This is a genomic window from Brevibacillus parabrevis (assembly GCF_022701015.1).
Classification (GTDB): domain Bacteria; phylum Bacillota; class Bacilli; order Brevibacillales; family Brevibacillaceae; genus Brevibacillus; species Brevibacillus parabrevis.
On record NZ_CP064090.1, the window covers coordinates 451,108 to 472,848 of the forward strand.

At 54.0% G+C, this 21,741-nt stretch carries 17 protein-coding genes, 1 pseudogene and 1 riboswitch; of the genes and pseudogenes, 2 read left to right on the forward strand and 16 right to left on the reverse strand.

The features are described 5' to 3' along the window. Positions 1 to 56 precede the first annotated feature (56 nt). The 6 genes from IRJ17_RS02080 to IRJ17_RS02105 form a co-directional block, all read right to left on the reverse strand. Positions 57 to 713 (reverse strand): response regulator, encoded by a 657-nt coding sequence (locus IRJ17_RS02080; protein ID WP_063229374.1) that lies wholly within the window; start codon positions 711 to 713, stop codon positions 57 to 59. Continuing rightward, on the reverse strand, positions 688 to 1,779 hold the full coding sequence (locus IRJ17_RS02085; protein WP_122966653.1) for a PAS domain-containing sensor histidine kinase: 1,092 nt from the start codon (positions 1,777 to 1,779) through the stop codon (positions 688 to 690). The genes IRJ17_RS02080 and IRJ17_RS02085 overlap by 26 nt, the downstream gene beginning before the upstream one ends. 226 nt (positions 1,780 to 2,005) lie before the next feature. Further along, positions 2,006 to 2,989, reverse strand: coding sequence for a copper amine oxidase N-terminal domain-containing protein (locus IRJ17_RS02090; RefSeq protein WP_122966654.1), 984 nt, complete (start codon positions 2,987 to 2,989; stop codon positions 2,006 to 2,008). Between the two features lie 141 nt (positions 2,990 to 3,130). Beyond that, positions 3,131 to 3,832, reverse strand: a complete 702-nt coding sequence (gene yunB, locus IRJ17_RS02095; RefSeq protein WP_122966655.1) for a sporulation protein YunB — start codon at positions 3,830 to 3,832, stop codon at positions 3,131 to 3,133. Between the two features lie 46 nt (positions 3,833 to 3,878). Then, positions 3,879 to 6,683 carry a calcium-translocating P-type ATPase, SERCA-type gene (locus IRJ17_RS02100; protein WP_122966656.1) on the reverse strand — a complete coding sequence of 935 codons (2,805 nt, stop codon included), beginning with the start codon at positions 6,681 to 6,683 and terminating at the stop codon, positions 3,879 to 3,881. Between the two features lie 107 nt (positions 6,684 to 6,790). After that, positions 6,791 to 7,525, reverse strand: coding sequence for an MntP/YtaF family protein (locus tag IRJ17_RS02105; RefSeq protein WP_122966657.1), 735 nt, complete (start codon positions 7,523 to 7,525; stop codon positions 6,791 to 6,793). A 237-nt stretch (positions 7,526 to 7,762) separates the two neighbouring features. On the opposite strand from IRJ17_RS02105, the gene IRJ17_RS02110 reads away from it, so the two are divergent. Together IRJ17_RS02110 and IRJ17_RS02115 are read left to right on the forward strand one after the other, a co-directional pair. Then, positions 7,763 to 8,350 (forward strand): TetR/AcrR family transcriptional regulator, encoded by a 588-nt coding sequence (locus IRJ17_RS02110; RefSeq protein ID WP_122966658.1) that lies wholly within the window; start codon positions 7,763 to 7,765, stop codon positions 8,348 to 8,350. A 12-nt stretch (positions 8,351 to 8,362) separates the two neighbouring features. Continuing rightward, a complete protein-coding gene (locus tag IRJ17_RS02115; protein WP_242772994.1) occupies positions 8,363 to 8,983 on the forward strand; it encodes an HXXEE domain-containing protein in 621 nt (206 codons plus the stop codon). Between the two features lie 151 nt (positions 8,984 to 9,134). Here IRJ17_RS02115 and IRJ17_RS02120 read toward each other — a convergent pair whose 3' ends face one another. The 10 genes and pseudogenes from IRJ17_RS02120 to kdpB (IRJ17_RS02160) form a co-directional block, all read right to left on the reverse strand. Next, a complete protein-coding gene (locus IRJ17_RS02120) occupies positions 9,135 to 10,103 on the reverse strand; it encodes a sporulation protein (RefSeq protein WP_173597959.1) in 969 nt (322 codons plus the stop codon). A gap of 35 nt (positions 10,104 to 10,138) precedes the next feature. Continuing rightward, positions 10,139 to 10,975, reverse strand: a complete 837-nt coding sequence (locus tag IRJ17_RS02125) for an arginase family protein (RefSeq protein ID WP_242772997.1) — start codon at positions 10,973 to 10,975, stop codon at positions 10,139 to 10,141. A gap of 68 nt (positions 10,976 to 11,043) precedes the next feature. Next, positions 11,044 to 11,823, reverse strand: a complete 780-nt coding sequence (locus tag IRJ17_RS02130) for a hypothetical protein (protein WP_173597957.1) — start codon at positions 11,821 to 11,823, stop codon at positions 11,044 to 11,046. A 13-nt stretch (positions 11,824 to 11,836) separates the two neighbouring features. Continuing rightward, complete coding sequence (locus tag IRJ17_RS02135) at positions 11,837 to 14,170, reverse strand: universal stress protein (protein WP_242773003.1); 2,334 nt, start codon at positions 14,168 to 14,170, stop codon at positions 11,837 to 11,839. A 16-nt stretch (positions 14,171 to 14,186) separates the two neighbouring features. After that, the gene (gene kdpC, locus IRJ17_RS02140; RefSeq protein WP_173597955.1) at positions 14,187 to 14,747 is read right to left on the reverse strand and encodes a potassium-transporting ATPase subunit KdpC; all 561 of its coding nucleotides are present in this window, start codon (positions 14,745 to 14,747) and stop codon (positions 14,187 to 14,189) included. Positions 14,748 to 14,791: 44 nt separating this feature from the next. Further along, positions 14,792 to 16,831 carry a potassium-transporting ATPase subunit KdpB gene (kdpB, locus tag IRJ17_RS02145; protein ID WP_122966667.1) on the reverse strand — a complete coding sequence of 680 codons (2,040 nt, stop codon included), beginning with the start codon at positions 16,829 to 16,831 and terminating at the stop codon, positions 14,792 to 14,794. Positions 16,832 to 16,857: 26 nt separating this feature from the next. Beyond that, complete coding sequence (gene kdpA, locus IRJ17_RS02150) at positions 16,858 to 18,531, reverse strand: potassium-transporting ATPase subunit KdpA (RefSeq protein WP_173597953.1); 1,674 nt, start codon at positions 18,529 to 18,531, stop codon at positions 16,858 to 16,860. 48 nt (positions 18,532 to 18,579) lie between these two features. Then, on the reverse strand, positions 18,580 to 18,657 hold the full coding sequence (locus IRJ17_RS28255) for a potassium-transporting ATPase subunit F (RefSeq protein ID WP_083955723.1): 78 nt from the start codon (positions 18,655 to 18,657) through the stop codon (positions 18,580 to 18,582). Between the two features lie 589 nt (positions 18,658 to 19,246). Then, a riboswitch (cyclic di-AMP (ydaO/yuaA leader) is annotated at positions 19,247 to 19,390 on the reverse strand. Positions 19,391 to 19,502: 112 nt separating this feature from the next. After that, a complete protein-coding gene (locus IRJ17_RS02155) occupies positions 19,503 to 20,336 on the reverse strand; it encodes a putative bifunctional diguanylate cyclase/phosphodiesterase (protein WP_233454136.1) in 834 nt (277 codons plus the stop codon). 88 nt (positions 20,337 to 20,424) lie between these two features. Further along, a pseudogene (gene kdpB / locus IRJ17_RS02160) lies at positions 20,425 to 21,690 on the reverse strand (potassium-transporting ATPase subunit KdpB); the annotation flags it as partial. Positions 21,691 to 21,741: the final 51 nt, after the last annotated feature.

Below are 21,741 nucleotides of genomic sequence, written 5' to 3' on the forward strand. Positions count from 1 at the left end.
ATAAAAAACACGCCCTCAAACAGATGCAAGGACGTGATGAAAGCATTCGGTCTGGTTTACTCAAAGTCGAGCCAGCCTTTTTTGATCGCATACCGCACCAGATCAGGCCGCGTGCGCAAGTGCAGCTTTTCCATGATATGCGCCTTGTGCGACTCGACCGTCTTCACGGAAACGGTGAGCTGCTCCGCGATTTCTTTGTTGCTGAAACCTTTGGCGATCAGCACGAGCACTTCTTTTTCGCGCTCGGTCAAAATCTCGTACTTCGCCTGTTCCTCGCCGTTTTTGACCATCTGCAAAAATTCCTCAATCAGCGATTTCGTGGCCGATGGATACAAATAAGCCATGCCGCTGTTGACGGAACGAATGGCAGCGATCAGATCGAGGTCAGGGGCGCTTTTCAAAATATATCCGGCAGCTCCAGCCTGCAGGACACGAAACAAATACTCCTCGTCGTCGTGCATCGTCAAAACGAGTACCTGTATGTCCGGTGCTGCTTCCTTCAATCTCGCTGTTGCCGTCAAGCCGTTCTCCCCTGGCGGCATGCTCAAATCCATCAACACCACGTTCGGGCGGATTTCCAGCGCTTTTTCGCAAGCTTCCTTGCCGTCAGCTGCATAGCCGACAACATCCATGTCCTCCTGGGCATTGATCAGCATTCCCAGCCCGGACCGTACAATCGCGTGATCGTCAGCGATCAGCACGCGAATGGTCATCCAAAATCCCCTCCTTTGGCAACGGAACGCGGACAATGACTGTCGTTCCTTCTTGCGGTGCCGAACGAATATCGACGGTACCGCCAAGCAGTTGCGCCCGTTCCTTCATCCCGAACACGCCAAGTCCTTTGCCGACACTCAACGTCTTCTCCACTTCAAAACCGATGCCGTCGTCCACGATGGTCACGACGACTTCTTTTTCCCGATTTTCGAACATGATCGCCAGCTGGCTTGCCTGCGCGTACTTGGCGGTGTTGGTCATGGCTTCTTGAACGATCCGGTACAACGCGGTTTCCATCGCGGCCGAATACCTCCGCTTCTCGCCTTGTACGTGCAATTCGACTTGTATGTGAAAAGTCTTTTCCACTCGTTTCATCAAAGAGCGCAACGCGGGCAAAAGTCCGAGATCATCGAGAGCAGACGGGCGCAGCTCCAAAGCCATGCGCTTGACTTCCTCCATCGCCTTGGATGTCATGTTCACCAGCTCTGTAACGTGCTGCATGACCTGTTCTCCGGGATTTCCCTGCCTGACCACGTTCAGTCCGACCAAAATGCTGTAAAGCGCCTGCCCTACGCCGTCATGCAGCTCGCGAGCAATGCGCTTCCGCTCTTCTTCCTGCGCCTGAATCGCAAAATGAGTCAGCTTGTGCTGATAACGCTCTTTTTCCACACGCTGTTGAGCTGACATGTCACGCAAGATCATCACCAGCTTGCCACTTGAGTCGTCGGGCAGTCGGGCTGAGCTGGCTGCCACAGGATGTTCGTGTCCGTCTTTTGTACGGAGCCGCATTTCAAAAGACGGCATTTGCACCCGCTTGAAAAAGCAATCGGTGCAACTCGTCTCCTCCGTACAGGTTGCCATGCCCAAGCAAAGCTCGCAAATGTGCTTTTCCCGGACCAGCTCTTCTTCTGTCCAGCCTGACATTTGTGCCAGCGCTGCGTTGGCCTTGACAATCCGTCCCTCATGGTCGATCACCAGGATGGCGTCACTGACGTTGGCAAAGATGGACTGCATCAGGGAAAAAGCTTCATTGGATGTTCCCAGATCTTCTTTCCACGTACTCATGCGCTCCTCCTTTGAGACAATCATCTACATGCTATTGTAGAGTTTACATGACCAGTTGTGTATCAGGGAATTCCCTTAACCTGCCCCGTTCCGCGCAAAGTCGGCATTGACAAAATATGACACTGGAATAGACCTTGAGACCCTTGACCGATTCACCTGCATGCCGTAGGTCGTCAGCGACATGCGTCAAAAAACCGGGACAGCAGCTGCCATCCCGGATTCTCTCTTACTCTACTACGATTTTTTCGGCTACACCGATTGGCGGCAAGCTGCGCGTCAGTTTAGGACCGTAGAACGCGATTACGTTCATGTCTGCCTTCAATTCTTCCGGCTTGAGCGCTTTGTTGTCCTTGGCGCTTACGATTACGGTTTTGTCGTTGATGATCAGCGCCACTTTTTCTGGAGAAGTAGTGGTCAAGCCGTGTCCTTCTACCACCATTTTGTACGTGCCTTGCTGGTCAGGCGCAATGCTCGCTACTTTGCCTGCTGTTCCCATTACTTCCGCAGATTCCAAGCTTTTCTTCACCACGATGGTCAGCGCACCTGTTTGTGGCGGCATGCTCATCGCCATGTATTTGTGGTGAGTCGCTTCCACTTCCATGCCCAGCTTCAAGTCTTCTGGCTTCAATACTTTGCCCGCAGCGTCGGTGATTTTGGTCTCTTCGCTGATGTGCAGGATGATGCCTGTCTCATATCCGTCCAGCGCAATAGAGATATTTCCTTTTTCCGATTTGTTGATGGTAGAAATCGTACCTGTACGCACTGGCGCTTTTTCTGCTTCTTCGTCCACAACGGTCACCGCACTGTCTGTCACATTTACTTCGGCTTGCAGGATTTCATCCACAAACGCGACTGGCACATACGTGCTGCCGTTCAGCACGCGCGGCTCCGCTCCGAGCGTTTTGTACATTTTCGCGTATGGGTAGCGATCTTCGCCCGCTTTTGCGTAGCTAGAGATGGCGCCTTTTTGCACTTCTGCCGCTTTCAGATTGTCGTTCCAGCTTACTTTGAAGCCGAGGGATTCAGCCACCGGGCGAAGCGGAACCAATACCGTTTGTTGACCTTTATCAAAAATCGCTGCTTGCGTAATCGCGCTTCCGTTTACATTCACCGACAGTTCTTTAACTGGTTCGGAGGTAGCCGATACGATATTCGTGCCCAATACGGCGAGTGCCGCCAGAGTCATCATTCCTGTACGAATTGTTTTCATGTTGTATTCCTCCAATGTTTGTTTTTTCTCTTGTGTTGTGTTTCTATTCATTGGACGGAGCCATTTCGCAAACGTTTCAACAAATTTTTATGGATAGAAAAAAAGAAGGCAGCTTCGTCGCTGCCCCCTTCCTATAAACGGTTATGGCTGACTGATGATTTGCGTATTTTTCGGCATCGGCACATCCGGCTTCCCGGAAGGATTGTTGTACAAATAACTCGGCACCTTGCCGACAATGAGCGCTTCGCTGATCGGAATCTGCGTCGTCACGGTCTGCTGTTTGGTGGCAAACGGAATGACGACACGCAAATCCACTTCTACGTAAATGTAGACCGTGACGAGCACCATGTTGATGCCTGCCTGCTTCAATCCTGTTTCCAGCCGGGTTTTTACCGCGCCAATCGGGACAAACGAAACGGGGATGTCCGGACCCAAGTGCTCCAGAAAAACGTTCTTGGTAGCCAGCCCGAGCGGAATCGTCGTCTGGACGTTCTCTTGCTCGAACTCTTTCAAGCGATTCTGGATGCGGGCCGTCGTCTCCCCCACGATTCGGGAGTATTCGCGGAAATTGAAATTGACCGCCTTGATACTGCCTGCCTCGTCCTTTTCCATCATCACGATTTCGTTAAAATCGACTCCTTGCTGTGTCAACCGCTTCGTGACTGCATCCGTAATCGCCAGCTTTGCCACCTGATCGGCTTTGGCTTGCGCAATCAGGATCAAGGTTGGCTCCACCCTTCTTTCCACGACCACGAACAAGATCGCCAATCCGACGATGATCACCAAAAACGTAGCGAAAATTTTTCTGCCGCGCCTTTTCCAGCCTCCTTTTCGAAAACGCACGCTTTCTTCCACTCCCTCGTTTCGCCGTACGAAACTATATCAATGCTCAATCAGGACGTACCGTACGCATGGAAGAACGCTTTTGCTTGCCGCGACGCGGTCGGCCGCTTGCGAGCACGCCGCCGATGCCTGCCACAAAAGTAGGTACGCCGGATGTGACGAGAATCAGCGCCCAATCGCGGATGGACAAGTCTGTCGTCTTGAAGATGGGCTGAAGCGTGTCGATGTAGACGACACCGAGCACCAGTACCAACGACGAGATGACTGCCCAGACGAGGTATTTGTTTTCAAACACATTGCGATGAAACACGCTGTACTGGCTGCGGCAGTCGAAAACGTGGATCAGCTGCGCCATCACCAAAGTGACGAAAGCGACCGTCTGGGCGTGGACCAGATCGTTTGGATTCTCGCGCAGCGTCAGCCAGAAAGCGAGCAGCGTCATGGCGCCGATCAAAAAGCCGCGGCTGATGATTTTCCAGCCCAAGCCTCTGCCGAAAATGTTTTCCGCCTTGTTGCGCGGGTGCTGGTACATCGTGTCTGCCTCTGCCTGATCGACTCCGAGAGCCATAGCCGGCAACCCGTCCGTGACCAGATTGACCCACAAAATCTGAATCGGCACCAGCGGCAACGGCAAGCCGAGCAGCATGGCAAAAAACATGACGAGAATCTCGCCCACGTTGGAAGCGAGCAAATAGCGGATGAACTTGCGGATGTTGTCGTAGATGTTGCGCCCTTCCTCGACCGCGGCCACAATCGTCGCGAAGTTGTCGTCGCGCAGCACCAGGTCTGCCGCTTCTTTTGTCACGTCTGTTCCGGTAATGCCCATGGCGATCCCGATGTCAGATGTCTTGATCGCTGGAGCATCGTTCACGCCGTCACCCGTCATCGCCACCACATGCCCTTTGCTTTGCAGGGCGCGTACGATGCGCAGCTTGTGTTCGGGAGAAACCCGCGCGTACACCGTCACCCGTTCGGCGTGATCCGCGAGGACAGCATCAGACATCGCATCCAGCTCCCGGCCTTCCAGCACCTCGCCATAGCCGCGCATCAGCCCGATCTGGCGAGCGATCGCTTCGGCCGTCACCTTGTGGTCGCCCGTAATCATGACCGTCTTGATGCCCGCCTGGTGGCACAGATTGATCGCAGAGCGAACCTCTTCCCGCGGCGGATCGATCATCCCGACAAGCCCGACGAAAACGAGATTGTTTTCAATCGCCGCGATCGGTTGTCCGGGACGGTAGCCTTGCAACGTTTTGTAGGCAAAGCCGAGAACCCGCAGTGCTTTGCCCGCCATCACCTCTGTCTGCTCCAATACCCGGTGGCGAAGCGAGGCTGTAAGCGGCTGTAGCTCGCCTCCCCACAAAATGTGCGTGGATCTCGCCAGCACAGCCTCGGCAGCGCCTTTGGTCAGCAGCGAGTGCGCTCCGTCTGCGCCTTTTTCCACCACAGACATCATTTTGCGATCGGAGTCAAACGGCAGCTCCTCGACGCGCATCGACTGGCTTTTCTGGGTGCTGCGCTCTGCGGCATTTCCGTTTGCTTTGGCAGCGAGCACCTTCAGCGCTCCCTCTGTCGGGTCGCCCACTACTTGCCAATGCCGCGTCGCTTTGCCCATCCCAAGCAAGCTGCGTGTGCTCTGCTCTTCACAAATCAGTTGGGCATTGTTGCACCGCTCGGCGATACGGATGATTTGCGTGAGCGCTCCATCGCGGGCAGGAGACACCATTTTGCCCTGATGATGAAAAGCTCCTTCCGGCACATAGCCGCTTCCGCTCACTTCGTACGTAGCATCGCTGTGCCAGACATGGGTAACGGTCATTTTGTTCTGGGTCAGCGTGCCTGTCTTGTCTGAGCAGATGACGGAAGCGCAGCCAAGCGTCTCTACCGATGGCAGCTTGCGCACGATGGCGTTGCGTCTGATCATTCGCTGTACGCCGAGCGCCAGCGCCACCGTCACAATCGCCGGCAAGCCTTCCGGGATGGCTGCTACCGCAAGACTCACCCCTGCGAGAAACATCGTGAACAGTTCGTGTCCGTGCCACACACCAGCTACGATGACGACTATCGTCAAGAGCAGGGCGACAACCACGAGAATTTTGCCCATTTGCTCCAAACGCACTTGCAGCGGCGTCTCCGCTTCTTCGGCGGTATTCATCAAGTGGGCGATTTTCCCGATTTCAGTGGTCATCCCGGTTGCCACGACGATTCCGCTCCCGGTCCCTCCTGTCACCATCGTGCCCATGAAAGCGAGATTTTTCTGATCTCCCAGCGGCACGGTGGAAGCTTGCGCCGTATCGAGCGTTTTCACGTTTTTTCCTACAGGGACAGATTCACCCGTCAGCGCCGACTCTTCTACCTCCAGCCGATTGGCAGTAAGCAGTCGCAAATCGGCTGGAACCCGATCGCCCGCTTCAAGCTGAACCAGATCGCCCGGCACCAGGCGAGAAGCAGGAATCATGGAAATGTGCCCCTCCCGGATGACGCGCGCCATCGGGGATGCCAGCTCCTTGAGAGCTTGCAGGGACCGCTCCGCCTTTGCCTCCTGAATGAACCCGAGTATTCCGTTAATGATGATGATCGCGATAATCGTAATCGCATCCAGATACTCTCCGAGGAAGTAAGAAATCAGCGTGGCGATGAACAGGATGAGTACCATAAAATCTTTGAACTGGTCGAGAAAGACCGAGTAGAGAGGCTTGCGTTTGTTTTCAGCCAACTGGTTGGCACCTTGCTTGGCCAGTCTCCGCTCTGCCTCCTGCTGAGTCAATCCCTGCGCCGCATCGCTATGAAGGGCTTCGGTCACGTCGGCCGCCGCCAGCGTGTACCATTTTCGAATTGGCTGTGTATCCACCTACATCTCCTCCATCCACTTCTCACTCCTTCTCATGTGTATGCAGACGAGCCAGAAAATAAAACAACCCGTCCTTTTCCGTGGACGGGTCTTCATGTGGAGAGATATTATTTCAAGCTTTTGACCAACCCGATGCAAATGAGCAAAATCGGCGGAAGCCATGTCAGTCGTGTAAGCCATCTGGCTTTTCCTGCGCGTCGTCCCATCGCCAGCCCGACGACAAGCAGCAGTCCGCTCATGATGGCGATACAGAGCGCGACGACGAGTGGAGAGTATCCTAAAAACGTAAGACTGATTCCCGCGCCAAATGCATCCAGCGAGAGCGCCAGCCCAAGCATGACCGCCTCCCAGCCCATGATGTGCCCCGAACGGTCCGCATCTGCTTTGGAGGGGTCTTTCAAAATTTGAATCATCACGCCGAAAATCCGAAATTGGGTCAAGACTGTGCGATCCAGTTCTACCTGATTTGCCGCTTGTGGTACAACGGACACTTCACCCGCAGCTGTCGATCCCCCGGCCTGAGCTGTCAGCAAACATGGCTGGGCTTGCTCTGGTCCCTTCTCCCCTTCTTGCCTGGAAAAGAAAAGTCGCCAAAGAGTAAACAACCCCATCAGGATTAGCACTGCCGCACCAATATGTTTGCCAATCTCAGGCGTCAGCCAATTGGTCAGGGAAGACCCTACAAGCATGACACCATACACAACGGCAAAGGAACATCCTGAAATGACGACCAGCGACAAAAAGGGCATTTTCATGTTGCGCAAGCCATACGTCAATCCTACGCTGACACTGTCCATGCTGATGGCCAGGGAAACGAGCAGGAGTGCGAGCCATCCGCTCATATGTGGTCACCTCTTTCCCATTGCCTATTAGGTATACGCGAGAAAGAGGAGTGTTGTGCCAACAAACAGGCAGGGCATGTTTGCACCAGTCAGTCCCTTCTTGGCTTTTTTATCCCGGCCAAAAGACTTGTTGCCAAATAAAAGAAAAGCTGCTATCCTTCAATTAAACAATGTTTAAAACATCGTTTAAGACGTTGTTCTGAACTTCCCCACCAGAAGGAGGTTGTCCGGCCAAAAATGGATAAAAACAGTGACACGAAAGCAAAAATTTTGCAGACTACCCTGGAGTTGATCAAGTCGGAAGGATTCGAGAGCGTCACGGTGCGCAAAATCGCAGCAGATTCGGGAACGAATGTCGCACTGGTCAACTATTATTTCGGGTCCAAGGATCGCCTGATCAACGAAGCTCTCAGCAGTTTTCTCGGCAGCTTTCAAGACACCTTTGATGTGCTCGACGATTTGACAGTCGCCCCAAAAGCGCGGCTCAGACAATTTTTGACCAGCTACGTCTCTGTCATTTCGCAATACCCCGAGCTGGTTGCGCGGATTTTCGCCATCGGCGGGGCCGTTTTTACCTCGCAATACCAATACGGACAGTTTTTGCGCAGCATCGGGTTCGTCAAGGTGCGCTCTGTGCTCCAGGAACTGACCGGGGAAGCCGATCAGGAGCTTTTGCAAATGATGATCATGCAATTGTTTGGAGCGATTTTCCTTCCGGCTCTGCTGAAATCGACGCTGTCGACAGGCGCTGGCATCGAGGTCGGCTCCGTCGAACAGCAAATGGACTTGTTGTTTGCACGCTATTTTCATGAAAATGCAAAATAGGAGTGAAAGAGTATGAACTTTCTGCGCTCGTATTGGCAAGATCTCGGACTACTCGCCGCAGCAATCGTGGGAGTTTATTTGCTGGCGGGGTGGGCGGACATCCCGGAGATTGAGCAAATTCTTTGGTTGAGCTTCATCGCGATCCTCGTGCACCAGTTTGAAGAATATCGTTGGCCTGGCTATTTTCCCGGACTGTTCAACGGACTGATTTTTCCAAGCAAGCATCCGGAGCGCTATCCGCTGAATCGACAGTCGGCCATGGTGATCAACCTCGTCATCGCCTATCTTTTTTATCTCGTTCCTGTCTTTTTCCCCACCGTCGTATGGCTGGCGCTCGGGCCGATTTTCATGGGATTTTTCCAGTTTGTCTGGCACGGCATTTTTGCGAATCGGAAGGCGGGCACCTTGTACAATCCGGGCTTGTTCGCCGTCATCGTCTTCCATATTCCGATCGGCGGCTGGTACATCCAGCACATCGTCGCCAACAACATGGCTACGGTACTGGACTGGATCTTCGGAACGCTGTACTTTGCCGTCGCTGTGTACATTTTGATCGTCAAAGGCAACATGTGGCTGAAAGACGAGAAGTCTCCCTACGCCTTTTCCCGTCAGCAGCTTGGACCTTATTCTTAGAAATCATGACTGGCGAAAAAGGAGTCAATCGGCCACGGTCGCTCCTTTTTTCCAGGCAAGACGGTCATGAACGTTTGGCACAACAAAAGCCGCCGCCCGCTGTCTTCCAGCAAGCGACGGCTCTGTTTCCTGTATGGGAATAGGTACGTTTTTACAGTTCGTCGTCAAAACCGCCAAAGTCAAAATCTGCTTCTTCCTCTTCGCTGCCATGCTCCTCTTGTGCATCGTCGGAAGCCATTTCCTCGTCTGGCGACATCAGCTCGCCAAGCAGCATGCCCCCGAGAAGCCCGGCTGCCATGCCTCCGATCATGCCGCCCATGCCGCTGCCGCGATGGCCGTGATGACCGTAATGGCCCTGTTGGTAGGCAGACAGCTGCACGTACGGGATGGCTTGCGGGTTGTTGGCGTAATCGCGAATCTTCGCCAGCAAATAGCGGGACAACTCTTCCTCTTGTCCAGCGGCAAGCAATTCGTTTGGCACCACGATTTCTGCCTTGTACTCTTTTTCGCGGCGCAGAAAGCCACTAGCCAGATCAAGCTCCACAAGCATGCGCAGTTCGTCAGGAGTCGAGAAGAAGATCACTTCCAGTTCTTTGAGCGGGATTCCGAGATCGCCAGCCGGGAAAAAGGCGAACTCCTGCCCGTACGGCGTCAGCTTGCCGGAATCGGCTTTTTGCCGCAGATTTGCGCGATCAAAAGCACGCAACACGCGCTCCACCCGTTCTGGCGGCAAAATGTCCAGACGGTCAAAATCAGTCGGATCGAGCGCCATTTCTACATCCAGCTTGGTTTGCAATGCAAATTGAACGGCTGGAGTAGACATAGCCAGTCCATCCGGCATGTCAAAGGAAAAAGGGATCTCTTGCACAAACGGCTTCGGCTGTACCGTAAACTGGCGGCTGATCGGATAAACCTGCACTTGTCTGGTTACTTCTTGCCCACGCACATTCACTCTCATGAGCAGGACAGCGCTCAGCTCGGAAATGCGCTGCTCTACGTTGCCGCCCTCGATCCGCACGACGCCTGTCACCTTTTCCCCCAGTCGGAATCCAGGTGCGTCTAGTTGCAAATCAACAGTTGCTGCTCCTACACCGAATTTTGCCATCAGCTTTTTGAACATCGGCTTCTCCTCCAAATATAAGCAATTACTTATATTTATAGTGTAGCAGAAAAAGTTCCCGTAGCGCGAGTAGCCAATGCGCGAGCGAGCAATTGCACCAAGTTGGCGGCGTATTTCCCTTCCGTATCCCTGAGAGCGGAAAACTCCGTCACTTCCAGTCCCGTGACGCGCCGATCGCTGACTACAGTCGCAAGCAGCATCTCCGCTTCCTCCAGGGAAAGCCCGATCTCGCTTGGCGAATAGGCCGCAGCCATCGCTTCCTTGTCCATCACATCCACGTCAAAATGAACGAGTATGCGGGCATCTGGCGGAATCTCCTGCATGATCCGGGTGATGGATTCGTGTACGCCTGCCCTTTTGAGCTGCTCCAGCGACGTGATCTCCACTCCGTACGTTTCCGCAGGCGGTTGCTGACAGCCCGCCAACCGGATTCGCTCTGCACGCCAACCGCTGCGTTCAATCCATTGCCCCTGGTCTTGCAGCAAAAACCACAGTCCCATCCCTGCCGCTCCAATGCAGCGCGAAGCAGAAGGCACTACCGCGTCCAAATGCCCGTCGATGACCAACAAGTACGCCTTTTCTTGGTGACGCGCCTGGTGGGCCAAAGCCGTCCCGACGATCAGGCTACAGTCGCCGCCAAGCATCAGGACGATCTCGTCGTCGCTTGCAAACCACGCCTGCGCTTCTTTCCCAAGCACGTCCCACAGCATGCGCGGCGCAGGCCAATTGCGAACAGGCGGAATATTGTGACGAGGCAAATAATCAGGTAGCCTCAAATCGCCGCTATCCGCCACTGTCAAGCCAACTTGCTGCAATTGCTCGATGAGCCCCGCTTTTCTCAGTGCGTCCGGGGCCAGCTCCGTTCCAGACACATACGCTCCCGTGAAATGCGGGATACCAGCCACTTTTACGTTAATAGACAGCTCCTCCAGTACCTCATTTATTGGAAATCACCATCAGTATAGCACCTCGATTGGACGAACTGCATTAGTTCGTTGACAGAAGGTTTCAGCCAGCCATCAGGCATGACAGCAGGCTCGCCGCGCAACAATTGGCAGGCAAACGTGTTCGGATGGGCGCCCGGACTCAAAAAATACACTTGCCCTCGCGGATTCGGTACGGCATCCATCGCTTCTACACATTTGCTGACGTACGTTTGCAAAGCTTCCCGATACACTGGCGCAGTAAGGGCCGAACCGCACCAGACGTCGATTCCGGTCAAAGCCTTGGCGTGTTGGGCATCCAGGCTTTTGGCGAGAGAGCACACCACAAACAAAAGCTTGCCAGGCGCCAGCTTGTAACGCTTTTCATACTGTTTGGCAAACCGGGCAATCGTCGCATTCCACGACGGAGTATCGTAGCTGCCCAAGTCGGGAATGCATTTGATCGCCGCGACCGTCTGTTCCCGCGCTTGCAAAAACAGCAGGCCGTCCATCACTTGAAAAGAAATCCCTGCAATCCGCTCTGCCAGAAACGCCCCCATCCGCTCGTGCATGACGCGGGAGATTCGCTGGGACGATTTGCGCTTCAGCTTTTGCCTCACCCGGATTTCTTCTTCCTCGACGTAAATTCGTATCAGTTCTAAAAACAGCAATGCTTCTGTACTCGGCTCCGGCTGGCTCTTCTGGTCCTGTCCGGCGCACTCATTGATCAGGCACTCCAAACGGCTGTAGGCGTCTGCCAGGCTTTTCGCCCATTGCCCTGCTTTTTCTGTGCCCATTGTGATCCTCCCTTTACCTCATATCCGGCATCTGATCGGCTACGACGAGGACGTCCATGTGCCGAGCCTCGCGCAGCAATCGCTGGACGACCGAGCCTTCGCGTATTTCCTTCCACCTCGTCCGCGCCGATTGTCCGATAATGACCTGTGTCGTGCCTTTTTCGTTCATCTGCTTGATCAACTGGGTAAAAACTTTGCGCCTTCCCGCTGCTTCGTATTGTTCAAAGCGACCTCCCAGCCGCTTGGTCAACGCGCGCAGCTTTGCCAGTTGCGCCTCTTCCTCTTCGGTAAGCGGCTCGTGATCTTTGACGTACGCCACATGCCAAACGGCCTTGAGCCGATAGGCAAGACGAAAGCCTCTGCGAATCAGCCGCTCACTGTCGGAACGCAAATTGACGCAAACAAAAATGACCTCCTGTTGTCGCCACGGCCCCCTGAGCGTCCGCCGCTCCCACGCCTCCAGCCGCTCGTCAACGTCGTCTGCCACTTCGCGCAAAGCCAATTCCCGCAGCGCTATCAAATTGCCCGTCCGGAAAAAATTCGCCAGAGACTGCTCCACCTTTTCCAGCGCGTAAATGTTTCCCTCGCGCATTCGTTGCCGCAGCGCTTTCGGGGAAATATCAATCAGCTCAACCTCGTCCGCCTGATGCAAAATATGGTCGGGCACTGTTTCCCGCACACGTACTCCCGTAATTTGTTCGACGCTGTCATTCAGACTTTCCAGATGCTGAATATTCATCGTGGAAATCACGGAAATACCTGCCGCAAGCAGCTTCTCCACATCTTGATACCTTTTTTCGCGCTCGCTCCCGGGCACATTCGTATGCGCCAGCTCGTCGACCAGGACGACCTCGGGATTGCGCCGAATGATTTCGTCCGTGTCCATCTCCGTCAAGGTCACGTTTTTGTACGGGATGCGCTTGCGCGGAATCAGGGGCAGTCCGCCGACCTGCTCGATCGTTTCTTTACGCCCGTGCGTTTCCAGCAGGCCGATCACTACATCGATGCCATTTTCGGCCAGCTCGTTTCCTTCCCGCAGCATCGTGTAAGTTTTGCCCACGCCAGGCGCTGCCCCGACGTATACCTTTAACGCTCCGCGCCTGATTTTTCCGATCTCCTGCTCCATTTCTTCCTGCGACAGGCGGCGATACGGATTGATCGTTTCCGTAGTGTGGCGCTTGGCTGGCATCACTCGCTCCCCGTCGCGCTCTGAGCGGTCGGCGACAATTAAAATATCGATATTTTTCGTTTTCCGGAGAATTTTATGGACGATCGAACCGTGCCAAATTTCTTCCCAGCGGGTTCGCTTCGACTGCCCCATGACGATCCGGGTTACATTGCGCGCCATCGCGTAGGCGACCAGCTCGCTTGCCACGTCCTTTTCCCGCTGCAAAGGCGTTTCCTCAAACGTACCGCCTACCTTGTCAACCAGCTTTGCAATCGCTCTGCGAAAAGTCGCTTCTTCTTTGCTCAGCTTTTTGGAGGCCGGACGAAAGCAGACGACCAACAGCTCTCCGCCGAGCCGCTTGGCAACCTGTTGTCCGCGCCGCACCAGGATGGAGCCGTTCCAATGATACTGGGCCGATACCAAAATGCGCTCGGTTGCCCCGGATGCTCCCACCATGCCGTGCTTCTCGCGGTACTCCTCCAAATCTTCGTTCACGCCTGTGGCTACGAACCGCAGCGCCAGCTCGCGCAGCACATGCAGATTGTCTCTGCGCAGCAAGGGATGGTTGCTGCGCATCGAAGCAGCACCATCCTCTTCCTGCAACCGTTTCAGGATCGCTTCCGGCGTCACGTCCAGTAGCTTTACCTCGTCGGCAAGAGCCAGCGTCTCTTCCGGCACGCACTGATCGATGTGCACCTGTGCGCGGGTCAGTCGTTCCGCCATCTCTTTCATTCCCGCCAATTCGTAAATGTTGACGGTCGCAATCACGCTGATATTGTGGTCGAGCAAATAACGAACGTCATCGAGCCGGGTCGGGCGTGGCGCATCCGGACGGTTCCGGTGAGCCAGCCCGTCCACCAGCACGACTTCGGGATCTCGCTCCAAAATTTTGCCGACATCCAGGTCATGCTTCGCCTCGCCTTGCGCATGCCAGAGAAGGGAAGGGATTTCCTCCAGACCTTCCCGCTTGGGAGCAAGCTTCGGCGATGCGGCCGCACCGGAAGCGGCGATAACCACGTCGATTCCTTTTTTTCGGAGACTCTGCCCTTCCATCAGCAAATGATACGTTTTCCCTGAGCCGCTCACTGCCCCCAGAATGATTTTCAGCCTGCCCCGGTGCATTCTGGAGATGGACTGCAAGATTTCTTCCGGGGTCTTTCGGCGAAACTGCTCGACCATCTCGCAGCCCTCCTGTTTATTTCAGCCGATCCAAAGCCAGATTCAGCTTCAGTACGTTGACTCGCGGTTCTCCAAATACTCCCATGCTTCTTCCTTCCGTGTTTTCCGCAACCAAAGCCTGAACTTTTGCCGGATCGAGATTGCGCGCCTTCGCAACGCGCTGCACCTGAATGGCTGCCGCTTTTGGCGAGATGTGCGGATCAAGGCCCGAACCGGAGTTGGTCAGCAAATCGGCCGGGATATCTGCTTGCGCGACGCCCGGGTTGGCAGCCAGGAAAGCAGCGATGTCTTTTTGCACGCGCTCGGTCAGTGCCGGGTTGGATGGCGCGTAGTTGTTCGAGCCAGAGCCTGCTGCATTGTTGTCGATAGACGAGATGCGGCCCCAGAAGTACTGCGGATCGGTGAACGTTTGCCCGATCAGCTCGGAGCCGACTACTTTGCCGTTCGCATCGGCAATCAGACTGCCGCTCGCCTGCGCCGGCATGACGACCTGCGCCACCCCTGTCATCGCAAGCGGGTAAATCAGTCCGCATATGAGCAGTAAAACGACAGACAATCGGAGGTTTTTCAAAATCATGGATATTCACCTTTGCTTTCCTGTTTCGATTGTGGCGGTTTCGCCTATACGAGATTCAATCCGACCAGCACCAGGTCAATCAGCTTGATGCCGACAAAAGGCACCAGAATGCCGCCCAAACCATAGATCACCAGATTGCGGCTGAGCAGCTTGGTCGCGCTCATCGGCGAGTATTTTACGCCTTTCATCGCCAGCGGAATCAAGATCGGAATGATGATCGCGTTGAAGATCAGCGCGGACAAAATGGCGCTCTGCGGCGTAGCCAAGCCCATGATGTTGAGGGCGTTCATTTGCGGGATCGCCAGCATGAACATCGCCGGAATGATCGCAAAATACTTCGCCACGTCGTTTGCGATACTGAAAGTCGTCAGTGCGCCGCGCGTCATCAAAAGCTGCTTGCCGATCGCCACTACCTCAATAATTTTCGTCGGGTCGGAATCGAGGTCGACCATGTTGGCCGCTTCCTTCGCCGCAACCGTCCCGCTGTTCATCGCCAGACCGACATCCGCCTGGGCGAGCGCTGGCGCATCATTCGTGCCATCGCCTGTCATCGCGACCAGTTTGCCCGCTGCCTGTTCTTTGCGGATCAAGGCAATCTTGTCCTCCGGCTTCGCTTCCGCCACAAAATCGTCTACCCCTGCCTCGCGGGCAATCGTCGCTGCTGTGAGCGGATTATCCCCCGTGCACATCACCGTGCGAATCCCCATGCGTCGCAGTTCTTCAAAGCGCTCTCTCATCCCCGGTTTGACGGTATCCTTCAAATAAATCAGCCCGAGAATGACATTTCCCTCCACCACTGCCAGCGGCGTTCCGCCTGCGGTTGCGATCCGGTTTGCCTTTTCGTCGAGGTCTGCCGGGATACGGCCTCCCAATTCCTTGACGTACGTTTTGATCGCGTCTACTGCACCTTTGCGAATTTGCGTGCCGTTTGCCAAATTCGTGCCGCTCATGCGCGTCTCGGCTCTAAATTCCACGCCCTCTGCGCCCGGCAGTTCCAGCTCGCTTGCTGCAAGACCTTGCTTTTTCGCCAGTTCCACAATCGAGCGGCCTTCCGGTGTTTCATCGAGTATGGAGCTTTGTGCTGCCGCCCTGTTCAAAGCGTCTGCCTTGCTGTTGCCCACTGGCACAAATTCCGCTGCCATGCGGTTTCCGTGGGTGATCGTGCCCGTTTTGTCCAAAATAATCGTGTTGATGTCGCCCGAAGCTTCCACCGCTTTCCCCGACATCGCAATGACGTTGAACTGCGTAACCCGGTCCATCCCGGCAATCCCGATGGCGGAAAGCAAACCGCCAATCGTCGTCGGAATCAGGCAGACGAGCAAAGCCACGAGCGTAGCAATCGGAATGGCGGCATTGACGTAGCTTGCGATCGGCTGCAAAGTCGTGCAGACGATCAGGAAAATCAACGTCAAGCTGACCAGCAACGTATTGAGCGCAATTTCGTTCGGAGTTTTTTGCCGTTTGGCACCTTCGACCAAAGAAATCATCCGGTCGAGGAACGACTCGCCAGGATCAGTCGTCACACGGACGCGAATCCGGTCGCTCACTACACGCGTACCGCCTGTAACGGAGCTGAAATCGCCACCCGCTTCTTTAATGACAGGCGCGGATTCACCCGTAATCGCCGACTCATCCACGGAGGCGACACCTTCGACAATCTCTCCGTCACTCGGAATCAGCTCGCCCGCTTCGACGATGACTAGATCGCCTTTGCGCAGTTCCGTCGAGCTGACCATTTGGATCGAGCCATCTTTGGCGAGCTTTCTCGCTTTTGTATCCTGTTTCGTTTTTTTCAGACTCTCAGCCTGTGCTTTTCCGCGCCCTTCTGCCAATGCCTCGGCGAAGTTGGCGAACAGAATGGTCACAAACAGAATCAGGCTGACGATCCCGTTGTATCCGCGATCAGAGGCTCCCCCGAACAGATCGGGCAAGATCGTCAAAAGCAGGGTCACGACAAATCCGACTTCGACCACAAACATGACCGGGTTTTTGATCATGACCCGCGGGTCCAGTTTTTTCAGCGCCTCGACAAAGGCACGCTGGTACAAATCTTTTGGAAACGCAACCGTGCGCGTTCTGCTCATTGGAAATATCTCCTTTGCCTTTTGAATTATCGGATGGTCAACCACTCGGCTACCGGGCCAAGTGCCAGTACCGGCAAGAACGTCAGCGCACCCACGATCACGACCGTCGCGATCAAAATGACCAGAAACACACCATTGTCTGTGCGAAGCGTACCCATCGTTTCAGGTACAGGCGTTTTCGCGAGCAACGAACCGGCTACCGCCAGCATCGCGATGATCGACACGTATCGGCCAAACAGCATGACCAGCCCAGTCGAAATGTTCCAGAAAGGCGTATTGTCGCCCAGTCCTTCAAAGCCAGAGCCGTTGTTGGCTGCCGAGGACGTAAATTCGTACAAAACTTGCGAAATGCCGTGGAAGCCCGGATTGGAGATTCCGGCTGTGCCCATTTCCGAGGCCAGCGCAATCGCGGTCGGAGCCAAAATGATCAGCGGGTGGGCGAGAATCGCAATCGCGATCAGCTTCATCTCTTTCCCTTCGATTTTTCGTCCGAGAAACTCGGGCGTCCGTCCGACCATCAAGCCCGCGATAAATACAGCCAAAATCGCATACATCAAAATGTTTACCGTACCGACGCCATCTCCGCCGAATACGCAGTTCAGCATCATTTCCCCGAGCGGCACCAGTCCGCCCAGCGGCGTCAGCGTGTCGTGCATGTTGTTGACCGTTCCGGTCGTCGCCGCAGTCGTCACCGCTGTAAACAGGGCGCTCTGCGCAATGCCGAAACGCACTTCTTTTCCTTCCATGCTGCCCACGGCCTGTGACAAACCTGCACGTTCAAGCGCCGGGTTGCCATTGATCTCGCTTCCGTAGGCAATCCCGAGGAACACGAGAAACATCAAACCCATGGCGCCAAAAATGATCCAGCCTTGCTTGCGGCTCTTCGTCATGAAACCGAAGGCAAAAGGCAGAGACGCCGGAATGAGGAACATCGACAAAATCTCCAGCACGTTCGTCAAAGGAGTCGGATTCTCAAACGGATGCGCAGAGTTGACCCCAAAGAACCCGCCGCCGTTCGTTCCCAAATGCTTGATCGATACAAGCGAAGCTACCGGACCGCGTGCGATTTGCTGTTCAGCCCCGCTCAATGTAGTCGCCGTCGCTGTCGGTTCCATCGTCTGCGGCACGCCTTGCGCCACCAGAAGAAGCGTCACGACTACTGCCAAGGGAAGCAGCACACGCGTATGCGCCCGCACCAGGTCGACATAGTAGTTTCCGATGCTGCGCTGTCCGGTCAATCCGCGCATGAATGCCATGACGACCGCAATCCCCGTAGCAGGTGTCGTAAACATCAGGTAGATAATCACCATCATCTGCGACAGATAGGACAAACCGCTTTCTCCGCTGTAATGCTGGAGATTGGTATTCGTCAAAAAGCTTACCGCCGTATTGAACGACAGCAACGGGTCCATCGCCGCCACACCGCTCGGATTCCCCGGCAGCATCCCTTGCAAGCGCAAGAGCAGATAAGCAATCGCAACCATCGTGATATTGCTGACCAAAACCGCCGTCGCGTACTGCTTCCAGGTCATGTCTGCGACGCGAATGCCGGACCATTTGTAAATGACTTTTTCCACCCCGCCAAAAGCGCGGTCCAATCGCGTATTTTCCAGGGAAAAGGCCCGCGCCAGATAGCGTCCCGTCGGAATCGCCAACAAGAGCAGCACCACCAAAACCACCGATATTTGTATAAAGTCCACGGACAATTCCTCCTACTTCCTCTATGAAATGAATCGCTCGACCAATCCTTAATACTTTTCCGGATAGATCAGTGCGTGGCCCAGGTAGATCGCCAGTCCGGCCACAATCAACAGCAGCAAGATCATTTTTCTTTTCCTCCCTGTTCTTTTACTACCGCATCACAAAACTTGATCAGGGCAAAAAATGTAACAAACGAGATTGCCAAGAGCAGTATGGCAACTAAGTCCATGAAAAGTCCCTCCTTTTTCCGCTTGCAGTTTGCCGTTTTTGTCGCGCCAGCTTCCTTCAGGCGCCCACCTCCATCTACCTTGAACAAAGTCGTGCCGGTTCGCCTCTTTCGCTCACTTCCTGGTACAAGCTTTCTCCCCTGAAAAAACCTGCCATGGAAGCAAAAAAATAGACCAATGCTTACTCATTCCCCGAAAAGATCGCCACAATGGACCAGCAAAGCTCAACAGACAGGGCAAGCCCCGCCCGCACTTTAGCGGTATGAAAGACGATCACTTCTTCGGAGAAAAAGTACTCATTGGTCTACCGAACGCCCAGCCGACTTGAATGTGCCTTCTTTGCGTTTTGTCTCCCGTTTCCTTTTTCCGAAAAACGTGTATTCATTTTTTGGGCAAAACGAAAAGACCTGCATCTTTCGTTTCGAGCAAGCTTCTTTGCTCATCCAAAAGGACAACAAAAAAAGCCTCCTCAAACAGGCGGTCTTTAGACCTCCCTCGCTTTAGCCGACGAAGTTAGCTGACGGGTAGGATGGCGAAAGAGTTACTCATCCCTTCCACGAATCGTGGAATTAACCCCTACAAAATTGGGTCCTCCGTTCCCGAGTGCCTCGGGATTTGGCCAGATTTGCAATTGTTGGTTACGAGTCTCATTATACGTCTGGCATAATCGGTTGTTAATGTCTTGTTTCTCGCTTTTTAGCACGATTTGTGCAGTCTTTATCGATGTAAGCGATTTAATCCTGTCAGGACTCAGCCGCGCAAGATATTTCGTCGATTATCTCGCGTTTTCTCGCAACGCATGGACCGCGTTCGGAAATGCCCTGTCCGATTTTTTGCAGCCATTGCTTTATTTCTTCTGCCGACAAAGGCTTGCTGTAAAGGTATCCTTGCATTTCATCACACTTCTGTTCACGCAAAAAAGCAAACTGAAGCTCGTTTTCCACCCCTTCAGCCAAAACGCTGAGGTGCAGATTATGGGCCATGGCAATGATCGACTGGGCAATCACGGCATCGTCCTTTTCCGTAATAGCACTTACGAAGGAGCGATCAATTTTCAGACGATCTATGGGAAAATCGCGCAAGTAGCTAAGCGAAGAGTATCCGGTGCCAAAGTCGTCAATCGACAGCTTCATCCCCAATCGCTTTAACTCATGCAGAACACCGATCACCGCATCCGGATTTTTCATGACGGCGCTTTCTGTAATCTCTAGCTCCAGAAGCTCGGGCTGCATGTCCGTCTCCTGAAGAACTTGCTGAATCATCTGTACCAGATTCTCTTGTTGAAACTGACGGGCAGACAAGTTGACGGCAACTCGCAACGGGTCATATCCTGCCTGCTCCCAGAGCTTGGCTTGGTTACAGGCTGTTCGCAGCGCCCACTCGCCAATCGGTACAATAAGTCCCGTCTCTTCTGCCAGTGGAATGAAGTCTGCCGGGGAAACCAGCCCCCATACGGGATGCTGCCACCTCAGCAGCGCCTCGACTCCGACTATTTTTCCTGTCTGGCAATCGATTTGCGGCTGGTATTGCAGATGAAATTCCCCCCTCTCCAAAGCTTTGTGAAGTTCCTGTTCCATCGCAAGACATTCTGATGCATGATTGCTCATCGTAAAGGAGTACACAATGTATCGATTTCGTCCCTTCTCTTTTGCACTGTACATAGCGGGAGATTTGGGCGCTTCGTTCCTCCAGGTCTTTCGGGATTGTTCCTTGCCGCTCGCCCACGTAGTCACATATGGCGCGAACCGCTCCCTTCCGATATTGAACCCCTCTGTAATTCAGCCCGCTCATCCGTTCTTCTGCGGTAAACGGTACGACCTGGCCTTCGTATGCCTTCACGTCGCAAACGACATGCTTTTGCTTGGCGAGCATGAGGATCGAGCTGCCTTCTGGCGTATCGTCAAACAGAGAGGTAAGTACCGCTACCTCTATCAACTCCTTCTCCTCTGCTCCTGCGACTGGAACAAACTGCGCCGCCAGCCGATTGCCGTACGTGATCGTGCCTGTTTTGTCCAAAATAATCGTATTGACGTCACCAGCCGCCTCTACTGCCTTGCCTGACATCGCAATGACACCGAAGCGGGTAACCCGATCCATGCCTGCGATTCCGATCGCAGACAAAAGACCGCCAATCGTCGTCGGAATCAAACAAACTAACAGTACGACCAGGACAGAAATATTGAGATGAATGCCCGCATAGGCGGCGATTGGCACCAGTGTGACTACGACGATGAGAAAAATAAGCGTAAATACGATCAATACCGTATTCAGGGCGATTTCGTTTGGGGCCTTTTGCCGTTTGGCGCCTTCGATCAAGGCAATCATCCTGTCCAAAAAAGAATCGCCCGGGTTCGTGGTTATTTTGATCACGATAGAATCACTCGTGACCCGCGTACCGCCAGTCACGGACGACTGATCACTTCCCGCCCGTTTGATTACAGGTGCAGATTCGCCTGTAATCGCTGATTCATCAATCGAAGCCAGCCCCTCGACAATTTCACCGTCGCCAGGAATGAAGTCACCCGTCTCTACCAGAACAAGATCCCCTCTTCGCAGTTCCTCCGCAGACACCACATGGATGCCCCCGTCTGCCTTCAGCCGTTTCGCCTCAGTATCTCTTTTGGCCCGGCGCAACGTATCTGCCTGCGCTTTTCCCCGCCCTTCTGCCAGTGCTTCGGCAAAATTGGCAAACAGGACGGTAAACAGCAAAACCAAAAATACGCCTGTGTTCCAGCCTATCTGATTCTCTGTTCCGAAATAATGGGGGAAAAGGATCATGAGCAGGATTAGCACAGTTCCCATCTCAACCACAAACAGTACAGGATTCGATTTCATAACCAGCGGGTTTAGCTTGCGTACGCTCTCCAACAAAGCTGTTCCGATTATTTTATTGTGGAATGTCGAATGCTCTTCTACTTGTTTCACGGCCATTCACCTTTCTATCCTATGAAATTCACAATTGTTCTACATGACATAAGGCGT

Bases quoted from the DNA above. Each gene is read 5' to 3' on its own strand.
- IRJ17_RS02080 (WP_063229374.1), bottom strand. From the start codon at position 713: ATGACCATTCGCGTGCTGATCGCTGACGATCACGCGATTGTACGGTCC.
- IRJ17_RS02085 (WP_122966653.1), bottom strand. From the start codon at position 1,779: ATGAGTACGTGGAAAGAAGATCTGGGAACATCCAATGAAGCTTTTTCC.
- IRJ17_RS02090 (WP_122966654.1), bottom strand. From the start codon at position 2,989: ATGAAAACAATTCGTACAGGAATGATGACTCTGGCGGCACTCGCCGTA.
- IRJ17_RS02105 (WP_122966657.1), bottom strand. From the start codon at position 7,525: ATGAGCGGATGGCTCGCACTCCTGCTCGTTTCCCTGGCCATCAGCATG.
- IRJ17_RS02110 (WP_122966658.1), top strand. From the start codon at position 7,763: ATGGATAAAAACAGTGACACGAAAGCAAAAATTTTGCAGACTACCCTG.
- IRJ17_RS02115 (WP_242772994.1), top strand. From the start codon at position 8,363: ATGAACTTTCTGCGCTCGTATTGGCAAGATCTCGGACTACTCGCCGCA.
- IRJ17_RS02120 (WP_173597959.1), bottom strand. From the start codon at position 10,103: ATGTTCAAAAAGCTGATGGCAAAATTCGGTGTAGGAGCAGCAACTGTT.
- IRJ17_RS02130 (WP_173597957.1), bottom strand. From the start codon at position 11,823: ATGGGCACAGAAAAAGCAGGGCAATGGGCGAAAAGCCTGGCAGACGCC.
- IRJ17_RS02135 (WP_242773003.1), bottom strand. From the start codon at position 14,170: ATGGTCGAGCAGTTTCGCCGAAAGACCCCGGAAGAAATCTTGCAGTCC.
- kdpC (WP_173597955.1), bottom strand. From the start codon at position 14,747: ATGATTTTGAAAAACCTCCGATTGTCTGTCGTTTTACTGCTCATATGC.
- kdpB (WP_122966667.1), bottom strand. From the start codon at position 16,831: ATGAGCAGAACGCGCACGGTTGCGTTTCCAAAAGATTTGTACCAGCGT.
- IRJ17_RS28255 (WP_083955723.1), bottom strand. From the start codon at position 18,657: ATGATCTTGCTGCTGTTGATTGTGGCCGGACTGGCGATCTACCTGGGC.
- IRJ17_RS02155 (WP_233454136.1), bottom strand. From the start codon at position 20,336: ATGGAACAGGAACTTCACAAAGCTTTGGAGAGGGGGGAATTTCATCTG.